13 protein-coding genes and 1 pseudogene are annotated in these 14,794 nt (G+C 65.1%); 11 read left to right on the top strand and 3 right to left on the bottom strand.

Going from position 1 to position 14,794, the window contains the following annotated elements; translation table 11 throughout:
* Positions 1-129: 129 nt before the first annotated feature.
* On the top strand, positions 130-933 hold the full coding sequence (gene hutG / locus JVX91_RS02735; protein WP_205337917.1) for an N-formylglutamate deformylase: 804 nt from the start codon (positions 130-132) through the stop codon (positions 931-933).
* Between the two features lie 98 nt (positions 934-1,031).
* On the opposite strand, the pseudogene JVX91_RS02730 reads toward hutG, so the two are convergent.
* Positions 1,032-2,010, bottom strand: a pseudogene (locus JVX91_RS02730) (LysR substrate-binding domain-containing protein).
* A 63-nt stretch (positions 2,011-2,073) separates the two neighbouring features.
* Here JVX91_RS02730 and JVX91_RS02725 point away from each other — a divergent pair.
* From JVX91_RS02725 to JVX91_RS02715, 3 genes are read left to right on the top strand one after another with little or no spacing between them, the layout of a single operon-like run.
* Positions 2,074-3,318 (top strand): D-amino acid dehydrogenase, encoded by a 1,245-nt coding sequence (locus JVX91_RS02725; protein ID WP_205337915.1) that lies wholly within the window; start codon positions 2,074-2,076, stop codon positions 3,316-3,318.
* Between the two features lie 24 nt (positions 3,319-3,342).
* A complete protein-coding gene (locus tag JVX91_RS02720; protein ID WP_205337914.1) occupies positions 3,343-3,693 on the top strand; it encodes a RidA family protein in 351 nt (116 codons plus the stop codon).
* A gap of 39 nt (positions 3,694-3,732) precedes the next feature.
* Positions 3,733-4,632: a transporter substrate-binding domain-containing protein gene (locus JVX91_RS02715; protein ID WP_205337913.1), complete on the top strand. Its 900-nt coding sequence runs from the start codon at positions 3,733-3,735 to the stop codon at positions 4,630-4,632.
* A gap of 1 nt (position 4,633) precedes the next feature.
* Here JVX91_RS02715 and JVX91_RS02710 read toward each other — a convergent pair whose 3' ends face one another.
* On the bottom strand, positions 4,634-5,110 hold the full coding sequence (locus JVX91_RS02710) for an NUDIX domain-containing protein (RefSeq protein ID WP_205337912.1): 477 nt from the start codon (positions 5,108-5,110) through the stop codon (positions 4,634-4,636).
* Positions 5,107-5,535, bottom strand: a complete 429-nt coding sequence (locus JVX91_RS02705) for a hypothetical protein (RefSeq protein WP_205337911.1) — start codon at positions 5,533-5,535, stop codon at positions 5,107-5,109. Before JVX91_RS02705 ends, JVX91_RS02710 begins: the two co-directional genes overlap by 4 nt.
* 179 nt (positions 5,536-5,714) lie before the next feature.
* Between JVX91_RS02705 and pip the strand changes: the two genes are divergently transcribed.
* The 7 genes from pip (at position 5,715) to JVX91_RS02670 (ending at position 14,251) form a co-directional block, all read left to right on the top strand.
* On the top strand, positions 5,715-6,686 hold the full coding sequence (gene pip / locus JVX91_RS02700; RefSeq protein WP_205337910.1) for a prolyl aminopeptidase: 972 nt from the start codon (positions 5,715-5,717) through the stop codon (positions 6,684-6,686).
* Complete coding sequence (dtd, locus tag JVX91_RS02695; RefSeq protein WP_205337909.1) at positions 6,683-7,120, top strand: D-aminoacyl-tRNA deacylase; 438 nt, start codon at positions 6,683-6,685, stop codon at positions 7,118-7,120. Before pip ends, dtd begins: the two co-directional genes overlap by 4 nt.
* Before the next feature lie 240 nt (positions 7,121-7,360).
* A complete protein-coding gene (locus JVX91_RS02690) occupies positions 7,361-8,890 on the top strand; it encodes a glucan biosynthesis protein G (RefSeq protein ID WP_240201747.1) in 1,530 nt (509 codons plus the stop codon).
* Positions 8,883-11,456, top strand: coding sequence for a glucans biosynthesis glucosyltransferase MdoH (mdoH, locus tag JVX91_RS02685; protein WP_205337907.1), 2,574 nt, complete (start codon positions 8,883-8,885; stop codon positions 11,454-11,456). The genes JVX91_RS02690 and mdoH overlap by 8 nt, the downstream gene beginning before the upstream one ends.
* Before the next feature lie 235 nt (positions 11,457-11,691).
* Complete coding sequence (locus tag JVX91_RS02680; RefSeq protein WP_054910848.1) at positions 11,692-12,489, top strand: transporter substrate-binding domain-containing protein; 798 nt, start codon at positions 11,692-11,694, stop codon at positions 12,487-12,489.
* Between the two features lie 72 nt (positions 12,490-12,561).
* Positions 12,562-13,524, top strand: coding sequence for an amino acid ABC transporter permease (locus tag JVX91_RS02675; protein WP_205337906.1), 963 nt, complete (start codon positions 12,562-12,564; stop codon positions 13,522-13,524).
* Entirely contained in the window at positions 13,517-14,251 is a 735-nt protein-coding gene (locus tag JVX91_RS02670) for an amino acid ABC transporter ATP-binding protein (protein ID WP_205337905.1), read from the top strand. The genes JVX91_RS02675 and JVX91_RS02670 overlap by 8 nt, the downstream gene beginning before the upstream one ends.
* The last annotated feature ends 543 nt before the right edge of the window (positions 14,252-14,794 follow it).

Below are 14,794 nucleotides of genomic sequence, written 5' to 3'. Positions count from 1 at the left end.
AAACTGCAACATCAGCCGGCACGGACAGCCCCCTCTCCCTCGGGAGAGGGCTGGGGTGAGGGGGAAGCATTGGCACGGACTTTCAGCACGAAAATGAATTCATCTCGCTTGGTCTGGAGATAGCTACCCATGGATAACGTTCTCGAATTCAAACGCGGCCGTGTGCCGCTTCTGATCAGCATGCCGCACCCCGGCATCCGCCTGACTCCGGCCGTGGAAGCCGGCCTGGTGGACGAGGCCCGCGAGCTGGCCGACACCGACTGGCACATCCCGCAGCTCTACGCCTTTGCCGAAGAGCTGGGCGCCAGCACCTTGGCCGCTGGCTACTCGCGCTACGTCATCGACCTCAACCGCCCGGCCGACGACAAGCCGTTGTACAGCACCGCCACCACCGGCCTTTATCCGGACACCCTGTTCGACGGCCGCCCGCTGTTCAAGGAAGGGCAGACGCCTTCCACGGAAGAGCGTGCGCGTTACCTCAAGGAGGTCTGGACGCCGTATCACCAGACCCTGGCCGACGAGCTCGCACGGCTGAAGGCAGAATTCGGCTATGCGCTGCTGTGGGATGCCCATTCGATCGCCTCGGTGATTCCGCACCTGTTCGACGGCAAGCTGCCGGACTTCAATATCGGCACCAACAGCGGCGCGAGCTGCGACGCGGAGCTGGCCGAGCGGCTGGTCGCGGTGTGCGCCGATGCACCGGCTTACCGCCACATCCTCAACGGCCGCTTCAAGGGCGGGCACATCACCCGCCACTACGGCCAGCCGCAGGACAATGTGCACGCGGTGCAACTGGAACTCGCGCAGTGCAACTACATGGATGAGCACGCGCCCTTCGGCTACCGCGAAGACCTCGCCGCGCCGACCGCCCAAGTACTCCGACGCATGCTGGAAACCTTCATTGCCTGGGGCCGCGAACGCTACGGCCGCTGAGTTTTACACAGCCTCCTGCCGCGCCGGGGCTTGTCGGCGCGGCGCCGCCGGACCACGCATCCCGGCGGCGCTTCCCCGGTGCGGCAGGGGGCTGTCTTTTATTCGAAGCGGTGCTGCGCCAGTTGTCCTTCGGCATGCCGCACCAGCATCTCCAGCAGCAGCGCCTGGGTGTGCGGCGGTGTCTCATCGGCTCGGGTCAGGGCGTAGAGCGTGACCTTCACCGGAGGTGACAGCGGGCGCAGTGCGGTGAGTCTTTCGTCCGCGCCCAGTGCCGTGAAGGGATCGACCAGCGCCAATCCCGTTCCGGCTTCCACCAGCGTGCGCGCCAGTGCGTAGGTTTGTACCGAGATGCGCACGCGCGGCGGCGGTTCGACATTCGCCAGATGACTTTCCAGGCGCGCCGATAGTGGGTCGGACGTGGACAGCCCGATCATCGGCTCGCCGGCCAACTCGTCCAGCGTCAGCGCCTTGCCCAAACGGTCTTCCGGCCAGTGCCCACGCGGCGCCAGGGCCACCAGCGGGCCGGTGGCGATGACCTGCGAGCGCAGGCCGGGGTGGTCGGTCTGTTGCAGGGTCAGGGCGAGGTCCAGCTCGCGCATCAGCAGGTTCTGGATCAGCTCGCGGGAATGCTGGGTAGCCAGTTCGCAGCTGCTCTGCGGATAGCGGTCGGTCCATTCGCGGATCACTGGTGGCAGCAACGACAGCGCCAGGGCCGGCGTGGCGCCCACGCGCAGGCGGTTCTCCGGCTGGCCGCGCAGGCTCTGCGCCAGGCGGCGCACGCCCTGCAGGCTTTCCGTGACCTTGGCGACTTCGCGCTCCAGCTCCAGCGCCTCGGGGGTCGCCTGCAATTTGCCGCGTACGCGCAGGAATAGCGGAAAGCCAAGCTGCTGCTCGGCGTGTTGCAGCACCTTGGTCACCGCCGGTTGGGAGACGTGCAGCAACTGCGCGGCGCCGCTGACCGAGCCGGTCTCGCGGATGGCCTGGAACACTTCGATATGGCGCAGGCGCATGGCTTGCCTCCGTCAGCGGATTCGCCAAGGTATAACCCTGGTTTATGGGTTGCCCATGTTTATTCATTGTTCGCCAGCTGTCATCCGCACCTAAGGTCGAGGCCTGGAATCGTTTGGCGGTGAGACGGCAATGGCACAGCGGATTTGCATCATCGGCGCGGGCGTGGTCGGACTGGCCACGGCCCACGCGCTGGTCCAGGAAGGATTTGACGTGACCGTGCTGGAAGCGCGGGATGCGGCTGGCCTGGAAACCAGCTTCGCCAACGGCGGCCAGCTGTCCTACCGCTACGTGGCGCCGCTGGCCGACGCTGGTGTGCCGCAGCAGGCACTGGGCTGGCTGCTGCGCGGCGATTCACCGCTGCGCCTGCGCCCGCGCCTGGATCCGGCGCAGTGGCGCTGGCTGATGGAATTCACCGCGGCCTGTCGGCGCTCGGTGAACCAGGCCAATGCGAAACATTTGCTGCGCCTCGCGCTGTTCAGCCAGAGCACGCTGGCGCAGTGGCGCAACGATGGGCTGGACGATTTCGACTGGCGACGCAATGGCAAGCTGGTGGCCTTCCGTGAGGAAGGCAGTTTCCGCAGCGCGCGGCAGAACCTGTCGGACCCCTCGGTGCAGTGGGTGCTCGACGCTGAGCAGTGCCGGCAGCTTGATCCCGCCTTGGCAGCCGCGCCCTTCGTGGGTGGCGTCTACACGCCGGATGAGGAGGTCGCCGACTGCTTCCTGTTCTGCCAGCGGCTCGCCGAGAGACTTCAGGCATCGGGACGTTGCCGGCTGGTTTATGCCCGCCCGGCTTCCCGGCTGATCATTCGCAATGGCGTCGTGATCGGTGTGGAGGTGGGCGGGGAGAGCTTCGAGGCCGATCACGTCGTCCTCGCCGCCGGCTACCGCAGCGCGGCGCTGCTGCCGGGCGGGCCGCGCCTGCCGCTCTATCCGCTGAAGGGCTACAGCCTGACCGCGCCGATCCGCAGCAGCGACTTCGCGCCCGACGTGAGCCTCACCGACTACGACCGCAAGGTGGTCTATGCGCGCATCGGCGAGCGCCTGCGCATCGCTGCCATGGTCGACATCGTCGGCTTCGACCCGCGCCTGGAGCCTAAGCGCCTGGAGTTGATCCGCCAGCAGGCGGCGGACACCCTGCCCGAAGCCTGCGACTACGGCGCCGCCATCGAGTGGGCCGGCATGCGCCCGGCCACGCCCACCGGCGTACCGCTGGTGGGCGCCTGCGGGCCGCGAGGGCTTTGGCTCAACCTCGGCCACGGCGCGCTCGGTTTCACCCTGGCGTGTGGCAGTGCGCAATTGATCGCCGCGCAGATCGCCGGGCGCCGGCCGGGTATCGACACTTCCGGCCTGACGCCCGCGCGGCTGGCCGGCTGATTCCTTCGGATTGGGAGACTCACCATGCAACTCACACGCATCGCCACCAACGACCGCCTTTCCGGCGCTATGGTCTTCGGCTCGCTGGTGTTCCTCTCCGGGCAGGTACCCGGCCAGGCCACCGATATCCAGGGCCAGACCCGCGAAGTGCTGGCGAAGATCGACGCGCTGCTGGCTGACGCCGGCACCAAGAAGGCGAACCTCCTCAGCGCGACCATCTACCTGAAGGACATCGCCACCCATTTCGAGGCCATGAACGGCGTCTGGTCCGCCTGGCTGCCCGAAGGCTGCGCGCCGACCCGCACCACCGTGCAGGCGCTGCTGGCGCGCCCGTCTGTTCTGGTGGAAATCACGGTGGTCGCCGCGCGGCCCTGATCCTCAACCCGACTCACAACAACAAGAGGGATCGAACCCATGAAACGACTTGCACTGGGAATGCTGGCGGCGTCCAGCCTGGTCTGCGCGCTGGCGCAGGCGAACGAAGCGTTGGACGGCACGCTGAAGAAAATCGCCGACCGAGACACGATAACCCTGGGTTATCGCGACGCCTCGGTGCCGTTCTCCTACCTGGGCGATAACAGCGGCCAGCCCATGGGCTACTCGGTGGACCTGGCCGGCAAGGTGGTCGAGCGGATCAAGCAGAAGCTCGATAAGCCCGACCTCAAGGTGAAGTACAACCTGGTGACCTCACAGACGCGCATCCCGCTGGTGCAGAACGGCACTGTGGACCTGGAATGCGGCTCCACCGGTGTCACCGCCGAGCGGATGAAGCAGGTCGCGTTCTCCTACGGCTTCATCTACGTGAAGGGGCAACTGCTGACCGCCAAGGACAGCGGCATCAAGGACTTCGCGGACCTCAAGGGCAAGAACGTGGTGACCACCGCCGGCACCACCAACGAGCGCTATCTCAAGGCGTACAACGCCGAGCACAAGCTGGGCATGAATGTGGTCAGCGCCAAGGACCACGGCGAAGCCTTCCTGATGCTGCAGTCCGGCCGCGCAGTAGCCTTCTATATGGACGATGCGCTGCTCTATGGCGAGAAGGCCAAGGCCCGCGACCCGCACCAGTGGGTAGTGGTGGGCGAGCCGCAGTCGCGGGAAATCTACGCCTGCATGGTGCGCAAGGACGATCCGCAGTTCCTCGCCCTGGTCAACCAGACGCTGGCCGAGCTGTATTCCTCCGGCGAGATCAAGGGCATCTACCAGCGCTGGTTCGAACAGCCGATCCCGCCGAAGCACCTCAACCTGGAATTCCCCATGACCGCCGAGCTGCAGGCGATCATCGCCAAGCCGACCAGCGAACCGGTGCAGTGACCTAGCGCTGCAGGCCGAGGTGGCGGATCAGTGGCTGCGCCTCGGCCAGGCGCCCCCAGACATCGTCGAGCAACTCGGCGGGGTAGAAGGAGGGCAGGCGCGTGAGGTCCGCGCGCGGTATCCAGGCGACTTCGCGGATGTCGAACTCATCACCACCCAGGCCGCGCAGGTTGTCGAGGCTGACCCGCCCGTCCCAGGCATCGACGCGGTAGAACAGCTCCATGTGGAAGCGCCCGGCCACCGGTTCGGCGAATTCGCGTACATACACCAGCGGGCCGACATCCACGGTCAGCCCGGTTTCTTCCCGGCACTCGCGGCGCACGGTGTCGCGGGTGGATTGGTCCTTGTCCGACTCGAAGCCGCCGCCCGGTGGAATCCAGTACACATCGCCGGCCACCTCGTGGCGCACCAGCAGGATTTCGTCGTTGCGCACCAGCAGGCCGGCGGCGCGGATGCGGTGTTGCAGGGGAGACGTCATTGCCAGTCGAGCCTCGCGAGTTTCCATTCGGAGCCGTCGCGCCACCATTCCAGCTTCACGCTGTAATGCCCCGCGCTATCGGGGATCAGGTTCTCGGCGCCGGTGAGGGCGACCTGCGCGTCGGTACGGCCACGGCTGGGGGAGGCGGGATCAAGCTGGCTGTCGCTACTCAGAATGATCACCTTCACTTGCTGGTGGCGCAGGAACATCAGCGTCATGGTGCGCCGCGCCCAGTCACGGTCGAACTCGCCGTTGGCGCGGAAGTCGGCGTGCAGCTGCTCCATCACCGCGCCGCTACTCTTGGCTTCCAGGTTGTCCTGCAACTGCTTGACCGCGGCGTCGAGCTGCGCCCGTGGATCGTCCCGGCCACAGCCGGCCAGCAGGAAGATCAGCAGATAAAGAGAAAGAAACAACTTCCGTGGCATGGCGCACTAACTCCTTTATGGGTTTTCCGCTGGCCCGAGTATCATGCCCGACACCGTGAGGGCCTGAGACCCTTGATCGAAGTCGCGCTACGGCAACGCGACTTTCGACAAGCCGGCAACAGGCCCTAGGATGGTTACTGGTCCGGGAGCGACCGTACGCACTGATCCAGGAGCGAGCCATGCAATCTTTGTATCCGGAAATCAAGCCTTACGCCCGTCATGAACTGGCCGTCGAAGAGCCGCACGTCCTCTATGTGGATGAGAGCGGTATGCCCGACGGACTGCCGGTGCTGTTCATCCATGGTGGCCCGGGCTCCGGTTGCGATGCCATGTCGCGGCGCTTCTTCGATCCCAACATCTACCGCATCGTCACCTTCGACCAGCGCGGCTGTGGCCGCTCCACGCCTTACGCGAGCCTGGAGAACAACACCACCTGGCACCTGGTGCAGGACATCGAGCGTATCCGCGAGCACCTGGGTATCGACAAGTGGGTGCTGTTCGGCGGCTCCTGGGGCTCGACCCTGTCGCTGGCCTACGCCCAGACCCATCCCGAACGCGTGCTGGCGCTGATCGTCCGCGGCATCTTCCTGTGCCGCCCGCAGGAAATCCGCTGGTTCTACCAGGAAGGCGCGAGCCGCCTGTTCCCCGACTACTGGGAAGACTACCTGGCGCCGATTCCCGCCGACGAGCATGACGACCTGCTGCACGCCTTCCATCGCCGCCTGACCGGACCGGACCAGATCGCCCAGATGCACGCCGCGCGAGCCTGGTCCACCTGGGAAGGCCGCACCGCCACGCTGCGACCCAACCCGGCGGTGGTGGAGCGTTTCTCCGATCCGCACCGTTCACTGTCCATCGCCCGCATCGAGAACCACTATTTCGTCAACGACGGCTTCCTCGAGCCCGACCAGCTGCTGCGCGACATGCACAAGATCGCCCACCTGCCGGGCGTGATCGTGCATGGCCGCTACGACGTGGTCTGTCCGCTGGACAATGCCTGGGCACTGCACAAGGCCTGGCCCAACAGCGAATTGCAGATCGTCCGTGATGCTGGCCACGTGGCCGGCGAGCCGGGCATCACCGATGCGCTGATCCGCGCCACCAATGAAATCGGCCGCCGCCTGCTGAACCTGCCGCCGGAGGCTGAATGAAGGGGCTGATCCAGCGTGTGCGCGGCGCCCGCGTGGAGGTCGAGGGCGAGATCGTCGGCGCCATCGATCACGGATTGCTGGCGTTGGTGGGCGTCGAGCCTCAGGATGATGAAGACTCGGTGAACCGTTTGTTGCACAAGCTGCTTAACTATCGAGTGTTTGGCGACGATGAAGGTAAAATGAACCTTTCATTGAGCGATGTCGGCGGCGGACTGCTGCTGGTATCGCAGTTCACCCTGGCCGCGGACACCCGAAAGGGCTTGCGGCCAAGCTTTTCCAGCGCGGCGCACCCTGAAAAGGGCGCCGCGTTGTTCGATCTACTCGTGGAACAGGCGCGAGCCCGTCATCCCCTGGTCGCCACTGGCCGTTTTGGCGCCAACATGCAGGTCCACCTGGTCAATGACGGGCCAGTGACCTTTCTTCTGGAGGCTTGAACGCGCGGCAGCTTGTCATATCGCCGTGGGATGATGGTTAGGGCTTATGCATCTAGAACAATGTGTCTCCGGGAACCGGAATTACCCGCGGAAAAAATCGGGGAATCATTCAGGCTCACCGGGGTCGGAATTCAATCGCCGGCAAATTGGCATCGCCTTTGCTGGCTTTAATCGTTTTGTGTTCACGGACGAGGGGGACTCGTGATTTTCCGTTCCGTTCAACAACCGCTTTCGCGCCAAATCCTTCGCGGACTGGTCGGCTCCGCCCTGTTGGCGTTGAGCGCTACCCATGCCTGGGCCTTCAATCTCGACGACGTTGGCGAACAGGCCAAGGCGCTGGCTGCTGAAAAGTACAGCGCACCGACGAGCAACCTGCCATCGGAATTCAGCGAAATGAAATTCGCCGACTACCAGCAGATTCGCTTCCGTAACGAGAAGGCCTATTGGGCCGACGAGAAGACCCCCTTCAAGATCAGCTTCTATCACCAGGGCATGCACTTCGACACCCCGGTGAAAATCAATGAGGTGACGGCGACCGACGTCAAGGAGATCAAATACGATCCCTCGCGTTTCGACTTCGGATCGCTGAAGTTCGACTCCAATGCCACCAAGGATCTGGGCTACGCCGGCTTCCGCCTGCTGTACCCGATCAACTCGCCCGACAAGCAGGACGAGATCGCCACCTTCCTGGGCGCGAGCTACTTCCGCATCATCGGCAAGGACCAGTGGTGGGGCCTGTCCGCCCGCGGCCTGGCGCTGGACACCGCGCTGCCGTCGGGTGAAGAGTTCCCGCGCTTCCGCGAGTTCTGGATCGAGAAGCCCAAGCCCAAGGACAAGCACCTGGTGATCTTCGCGCTGCTGGACTCGCCCCGTGCGACCGGTGCCTACCGTTTCACCATCCGTCCGGGCAACGACACCGTGGTCGATGTGAAGGCTCGCGTGTTCCTGCGCGACAAGGTTTCCAAGCTGGGCCTGGCGCCGCTGACCAGCATGTTCCTGTTCGGCTCCAACCAGCCGTCCGCCGAGCACAACTTCCGTCCGGAGCTGCATGACTCCACCGGCCTGCAGATCCATGCCGGCAATGACGAGTGGATCTGGCGCCCGCTGAACAACCCGAAGCACCTGTCCGTCAGCGCCTACAGCGTCGAGAATCCGAAAGGCTTCGGTCTGCTGCAGCGTGGCCGCGAATTCTCCCGCTACGAGGACCTGGACGACCGCTACGACCTGCGTCCGTCCGCCTGGGTAGAGCCGCAGGGCGACTGGGGCAAGGGCACCATCGAGCTGGTGGAGATCCCGACCCCGGACGAGACCAACGACAACATCGTCGCCTTCTGGAACCCCGAGAAGCGCCCGGAAGCCGGCGAGCCGCTGGACTTCGCCTACCGCATGCGCTGGACCAAGGACGAGGAAGCGCTGCACGATGCGAAGAACGCCTGGGTCATGCAGACCCTGCGCTCGGTGGGTGATGTGAAGCAGAAGAACCTGATCCGTCAGCCCGATGGCAGTGTTGCCCTGGTCGTCGATTTCGTCGGCCCGACCCTGAAGGCGCTGGCCGGCGATGCCCCGGTGAGCACCCAGGTGAGCACCGACGACAATGCCGAGGTGAAGGAGAACAGCCTGCGCTACAACGCGGTGACCCAGGGCTGGCGCCTGACCCTGCGGGTCAAGGTCAAGGATCCGAAGAAGCCGACGGAAATGCGTGCCGCGCTGGTCAACGGTGGCCAGACCATTTCCGAAACCTGGAGCTACCAGCTGCCTGCCGATGAATAACTCCACCGCTACCACCGCGCCGGTGGCCGACTATCTCGCGCACCTGCCCCTTTCGGCGCAGGAGCGTGAGCGGCTGGCCAAGGCCGGTTCCATCAGCGAGCTGCACGAGCAGCTCGCTGGCGATGTACAGGGCGAAGACGCCGCGCTGGCCTCGGTCGGCGCGCGTCTGCGCCACAGCTACGGCCAGGAGCTGGACGACGCCCAGATGCTGGGCATGGACGACAACGGCCGCACCTACCTCAAGGCCGCGCCGCCGATCCAGCGCACCAAGGTGATTCCTGAGCCTTGGCGCACCAACCCGATCATGCGCGGCTGGCGCCGCCTGACCGGCCGCAGCAACCCGGCCAAGCCCGCCCGCGACCTGCCCAAGGCGCGCTGGCAGCGGGTCGGCTCGCTGCGCCGGTTCATCCTGGTCCTGCTCATGCTCGGCCAGACCAGCGTCGCCACCTACTACATGAAAGGCATCCTGCCCTACCAAGGCTGGGCCTTCGTCGACCTGGAAGAGATCAACCGCCAGACCTGGCTGCAGACTCTGGAACAGGTACTGCCCTACGCCATCCAGTTCGGCGTGCTGGCGCTCTTCGCCATCCTCTTCTGCTGGGTTTCGGCAGGTTTCTGGACCGCCCTGATGGGCTTCTGGGAACTGCTCACAGGCCGCGACCGCTACCGCATCTCCGGCAGCAGCGCGGGCAGCGAGCCGATCGCCGCCGATGCGCGCACCGCCATCGTCATGCCGATCTGCAACGAGGACGTCCCGCGCGTCTTCGCTGGCCTGCGGGCAACCTACGAGTCGGTGGCGGCCAGCGGCGAGCTGGACCGCTTCGACTTCTTCGTGCTCAGCGACACCAACCAGGCGGACATCGCCGTGGCCGAGGAAAAGGCCTGGATCGAGCTGTGCAAGGAAGCCCTGGGCTTCGGCCGCATCTTCTACCGCCGCCGTCGGCGCCGGGTGAAGCGCAAGAGCGGCAACATCGACGACTTCTGCCGTCGCTGGGGCGGCCAGTACAAGTACATGGTCGTCATGGACGCTGACAGCGTGATGAGCGGCGATTGCCTGACCAAACTGGTGCGCCTGATGGAGGCCAACCCCGAGGCCGGCATCATCCAGACCGCGCCCAAGGCGTCGGGCATGGATACCCTCTATGCGCGCATGCAGCAGTTCGCTACCCGCGTGTACGGCCCGCTGTTCACCGCCGGCCTGCACTTCTGGCAGTTGGGCGAATCCCACTACTGGGGTCACAACGCGATCATCCGGGTGAAGCCTTTCATCGAGCACTGCGCCCTGGCGCCGCTGCCGGGCAAGGGTTCCTTCGCTGGTGCGATCCTCTCCCACGACTTCGTTGAAGCCGCGCTGATGCGCCGCGCCGGCTGGGGCGTGTGGATCGCCTACGACCTGGAAGGCAGCTACGAGGAATTGCCGCCCAACCTGCTGGACGAGCTCAAGCGCGATCGCCGCTGGTGCCACGGCAACCTGATGAACTTCCGCCTGTTCCTGGTCAAGGGCATGCACCCGGTACACCGCGCGGTGTTCCTCACCGGCGTGATGTCCTACCTGTCGGCGCCGCTGTGGTTCTTCTTCCTGGTGCTGTCAACCGCGCTGCTGGCGGTGCACCAGCTGATGGAGCCGCAGTACTTCCTGGAGCCGCGCCAGCTGTTCCCGATCTGGCCGCAGTGGCACCCGGAAAAGGCCATCGCCCTGTTCTCCACTACCCTGACCCTGCTGTTCCTGCCCAAGCTGCTCAGCGTCATGCTGATCTGGGCCAAGGGCGCCAAGGGCTACGGTGGCGTGATCAAGGTGACCCTGAGCATGCTCCTGGAGATGTTCTTCTCCGTGCTGCTCGCCCCGGTGCGCATGCTCTTCCACACCCGCTTCGTGCTGGCCGCGTTCCTCGGTTGGGAAGCGCAGTGGAAGTCGCCGCAGCGTGACGACGACGACACCCCGTGGAGCGAGGCGATCCGTCGCCACGGTCTGCAGACCCTGCTGGGCCTGTGCTGGGCGCTGCTTGTCGCGTGGCTGAACCCGCGCTTCCTGTGGTGGCTGTCGCCCATCGTCGGCGCGCTGATGCTGTCTATCCCGGTCTCGGTGATCAGCAGCCGGGTCAAGCTGGGCCTGGCCTCGCGTGACGAGAAGCTGTTCCTCATCCCTGAGGAATACGACACCCCGCGCGAGCTGCGTGCCACCGACGAGTACACCTACCAGAACCGCTGGCAGGCGCTGAAGGACGGCTTCGTCCGTGCCGCCGTGGACCCGGTGCTGAATGCCCTGGCCTGCGCCATGGGCACTGCGCGCCACGGCCAGTCCGAGCCCATCGAGGCCACCCGCGCCGCCCGTGTCGAGAAGGCACTGGAAGCCGGCCCCGAGCAGCTCGACGGCAACCTGCGCCTGGCACTGCTGAGCGACCCGGTGGCGCTGTCGCGTCTGCACCTGGCGCTCTGGCAGGGCGACAAGGAGCAGTGGATCGGCCCTTGGCGACACTCGCTGAAAGCCGATGCCCACGCCCCGGCCGTGCCCCTGGCTCCGGTCGCGGAGCAGAGCGCACTGGCCATGCCCGCCGCGCAATCCTGACCCCGTGCCGCCCTCATCCCGCTCGGGGTGAGGGCGACTCGCCGGTTTCCCCTGTTTTCCCCGCGCACCGCTGCTGGTACCCTGCGCCAGCTATCCAGAAAAGATTGAGATATCCGGCGTATGGGGTACGCTTCGCACCCTTCCGACGCCCGGTGCCGCTTTGCGCCCGTGATGGCGCGCGACTCGATCGCTGGTCAAATACAAGAAGTTCTTTCACTTGCTTGGGAGTATGGGGATGAAAAAGTACCTGGCATCGCTGGTGATGGGCGTCTGCGCCCTGGTCAGCGTGAGCGCGGCTCAGGCCGGCGCCATCGATGAAGCGGCCAAGCGCGGCACCCTGCGCGTGGGCATGGACCCGACCTACATGCCGTTCGAGATGACCAACAAGCGCGGTCAGATCGTCGGCTTCGAAGTGGACCTGCTCAAGGCCATGGCCAAGTCCATGAACGTCAAGCTGGAGCTGGTCTCCACCGCCTATGACGGCATCATCCCGGCCCTGCTCACCGACAAGTTCGACATGATCGGCTCGGGCATGACCCTGACCCAGGAACGCAACCTGCGCCTGAACTTCTCCGATCCCTTCATCGTGGTTGGCCAGACCCTGCTGATCCGCCAGGAACTGCAAGGCGAGATCAAGTCCTACAAGGACCTGAACGACGCCAAGTACCGCATCACCTCGAAGATCGGTACCACCGGCGAATTCGTTGCCAAGAAGCAGCTGTCCAAGGCCCAATACCACGGCTTCGACAACGAGCCTGAAGCAGTCATGGACGTGGTCAACGGCAAGGCCGACGCCTTCATCTACGACTCGCCCTACAACGTCGTGGCAGTCGGCAAGTTCGGCGCCGGCAAGCTGGTTCACCTGGACCAGCCATTCACCTACGAGCCGCTGGCCTTCGGCCTGAAGAAGGGTGACTACGACTCGATCAACTTCATCAACAACTTCCTCAAGCAGATCCGTGAAGACGGCACCTACGATCGTCTGCATGACAAGTGGTTCAAGAGCACCGACTGGCTCAAGGACATGGAATAATCCACGTCTGACCCATGTCGACCCGACGCGCAGGCCCCGGCCTGCGCGTTCGCATTTTCACGGTAGAGATTCGTGGCTAGAACGAAACGCGCAACCTGGCCCTGGCACGGGCTGACCGGACTGATCCTTCTGCTGATCGGCCTGGCCATCTGGTACTCCACCTCGCTGATCTCCTACGAGTGGCGTTGGAACCGCGTCCCGCAGTACTTCGCCTACCAGGCCGAGGAACCGCTGCGAGCAGACAGCATCTCGCGGGTGGAGAAGATCGAGCCGCAGGGCAGCGATGCCCGCGTCACACTGGTGGACGAGGGCGGCAAGCAGCAGGTACTGACGGTCGCCGCCGACAGCCTGCAGTTCTCCGAAAACGACGATGTCGCCGAAGGCGATGTGGTCGGCGCGACCCGCCACTGGGCGGCCGGCCCGCTGGCCTGGGGCCTGTGGACCACGCTGTGGATCTCCTTCGTTTCCGGCGCGTTCGGTCTGTTCATCGGCCTGTTCACCGGTCTTTGCCGTTTGTCGAAGAATCCGACGCTGCACGACCTCTCGACCCTGTACGTCGAGCTGGTGCGCGGCACGCCGCTGCTGGTGCAGATCTTCATCTTCTACTTCTTCATCGGCACCGTGCTGAACCTCTCCCGCGAGTTTGCCGGCGTGGCGGCGCTGGCGCTGTTCACCGGCGCGTACGTGGCCGAGATCGTCCGTGCCGGCGTGCAGTCCATTGCCCGTGGCCAGGACGAAGCTGCGCGCTCCCTGGGTCTGAACGCCGCGCAGTCGATGCGCCACGTGATCCTGCCGCAGGCTTTCAAGCGCGTGCTGCCGCCGCTGGCCGGGCAGTTCATCAGCCTGGTCAAGGACACTTCCCTGGTCTCGGTGATCGCCATCACCGAACTGACCAAGAGCGGCCGCGAGGCGATCACCACCTCGTTCTCCACCTTCGAGATCTGGTTCTGCGTCGCCGCCCTCTACCTCGTGATCAACCTGCCGCTGTCGCATCTGGCGGGGCGCCTGGAGCGGAGGCTCGGCCAAAGTGATTGAAGTCCGTAACCTGACCAAGGTCTTCGATACCCGCGGGCAGGTCGTGCGCGCGGTGGATGACGTCACCACTGGCGTCGCCAAGGGTGAAGTGGTGGTGGTGATCGGGCCGTCCGGCTCGGGCAAGTCCACCTTCCTGCGCTGCCTGAACGGCCTGGAAGAGTTCGATGAAGGCTCGGTGAGCATCGACGGCCTCGACCTCGCCAACCCGAAGACCGATGTAAACGCCTACCGCCGCGAAGTCGGCATGGTGTTCCAGCACTTCAACCTGTTCCCGCACATGACCGTGCTGGAGAACCTGTGCCTGGCGCAAAAGGTCGTGCGCAAGCGCGGCAAGGCCGAGCGCGAGGCCAAGGCCCGTGCGCTGCTGGAGAAGGTCGGCATCGGCCAGAAGGCCAATGAGTACCCGTCGCGCCTCTCCGGCGGCCAGCAGCAACGCGTGGCGATTGCCCGCGCGCTGTGCATGGACCCGAAGGTGATGCTGTTCGACGAGCCTACGTCGGCGCTGGACCCGGAAATGGTCGGCGAGGTGCTGGACGTGATGAAGACCCTGGCGCTGGAAGGCATGACCATGGTCTGCGTGACTCACGAGATGGGCTTCGCCCGCGAAGTGGCGGATCGTGTGCTGTTCTTCGACCACGGCAAGCTGCTGGAGGATGCCGCCCCGGCGGAGTTCTTCGCCCAGCCCAAGGATGCGCGTGCTCAGAGCTTCCTGCGACAGGTGCTGTGAGGCCTCTGCATCGCTGAAAAGGCCGCCTGCGGGCGGCTTTTTTGTGCCCGGCCGGTGACGTACGGCTCTCGTAGGAGCAACTGTCTTTCCCTGCGTGATTCCGCTCTTGCGACTTCCCCTTCACCCCAGCCCTCTCCCTCAGGGAGAGGGGGCAGATTGTGCCGGCTGATGTCACGGGTTCATCTTGCACCGTACGGTCCCCTCTCCCCCTGGGAGAGGGGGCAGATTGTGCCGGCTGACGTCACGGGTTCATCCTGCACCGTACGGTTTCCTCTCCCCGTGGGAGAGGGGCAGATTGTGCCGGCTGACGTCACGGGTTCATCTTGCACCGTCCGGTTCCCTCTCCCCCCTGGGAGAGGGGACAGATTGTGCCGGCTGACGTCACGGGTTCATTCTGCACCGTCCGGTCCCCTCTCCCCCTGGGAGAGGGGCAGATTGTGCCGGCTGACGTCACGGGTTCATCCTGCACCGTACGGTTCCCTCTCCCCCTGGGAGAGGGGGCAGATTGTGCCGGCTGACGTCACGGGTTCATCTTGCACAGTC

The organism is Pseudomonas sp. PDNC002, from assembly GCF_016919445.1.
Lineage (GTDB): Bacteria > Pseudomonadota > Gammaproteobacteria > Pseudomonadales > Pseudomonadaceae > Pseudomonas.
The sequence above is the reverse complement of the archived record's forward strand: the minus strand, read 5'-3'. Positions and strand labels throughout refer to the sequence as shown.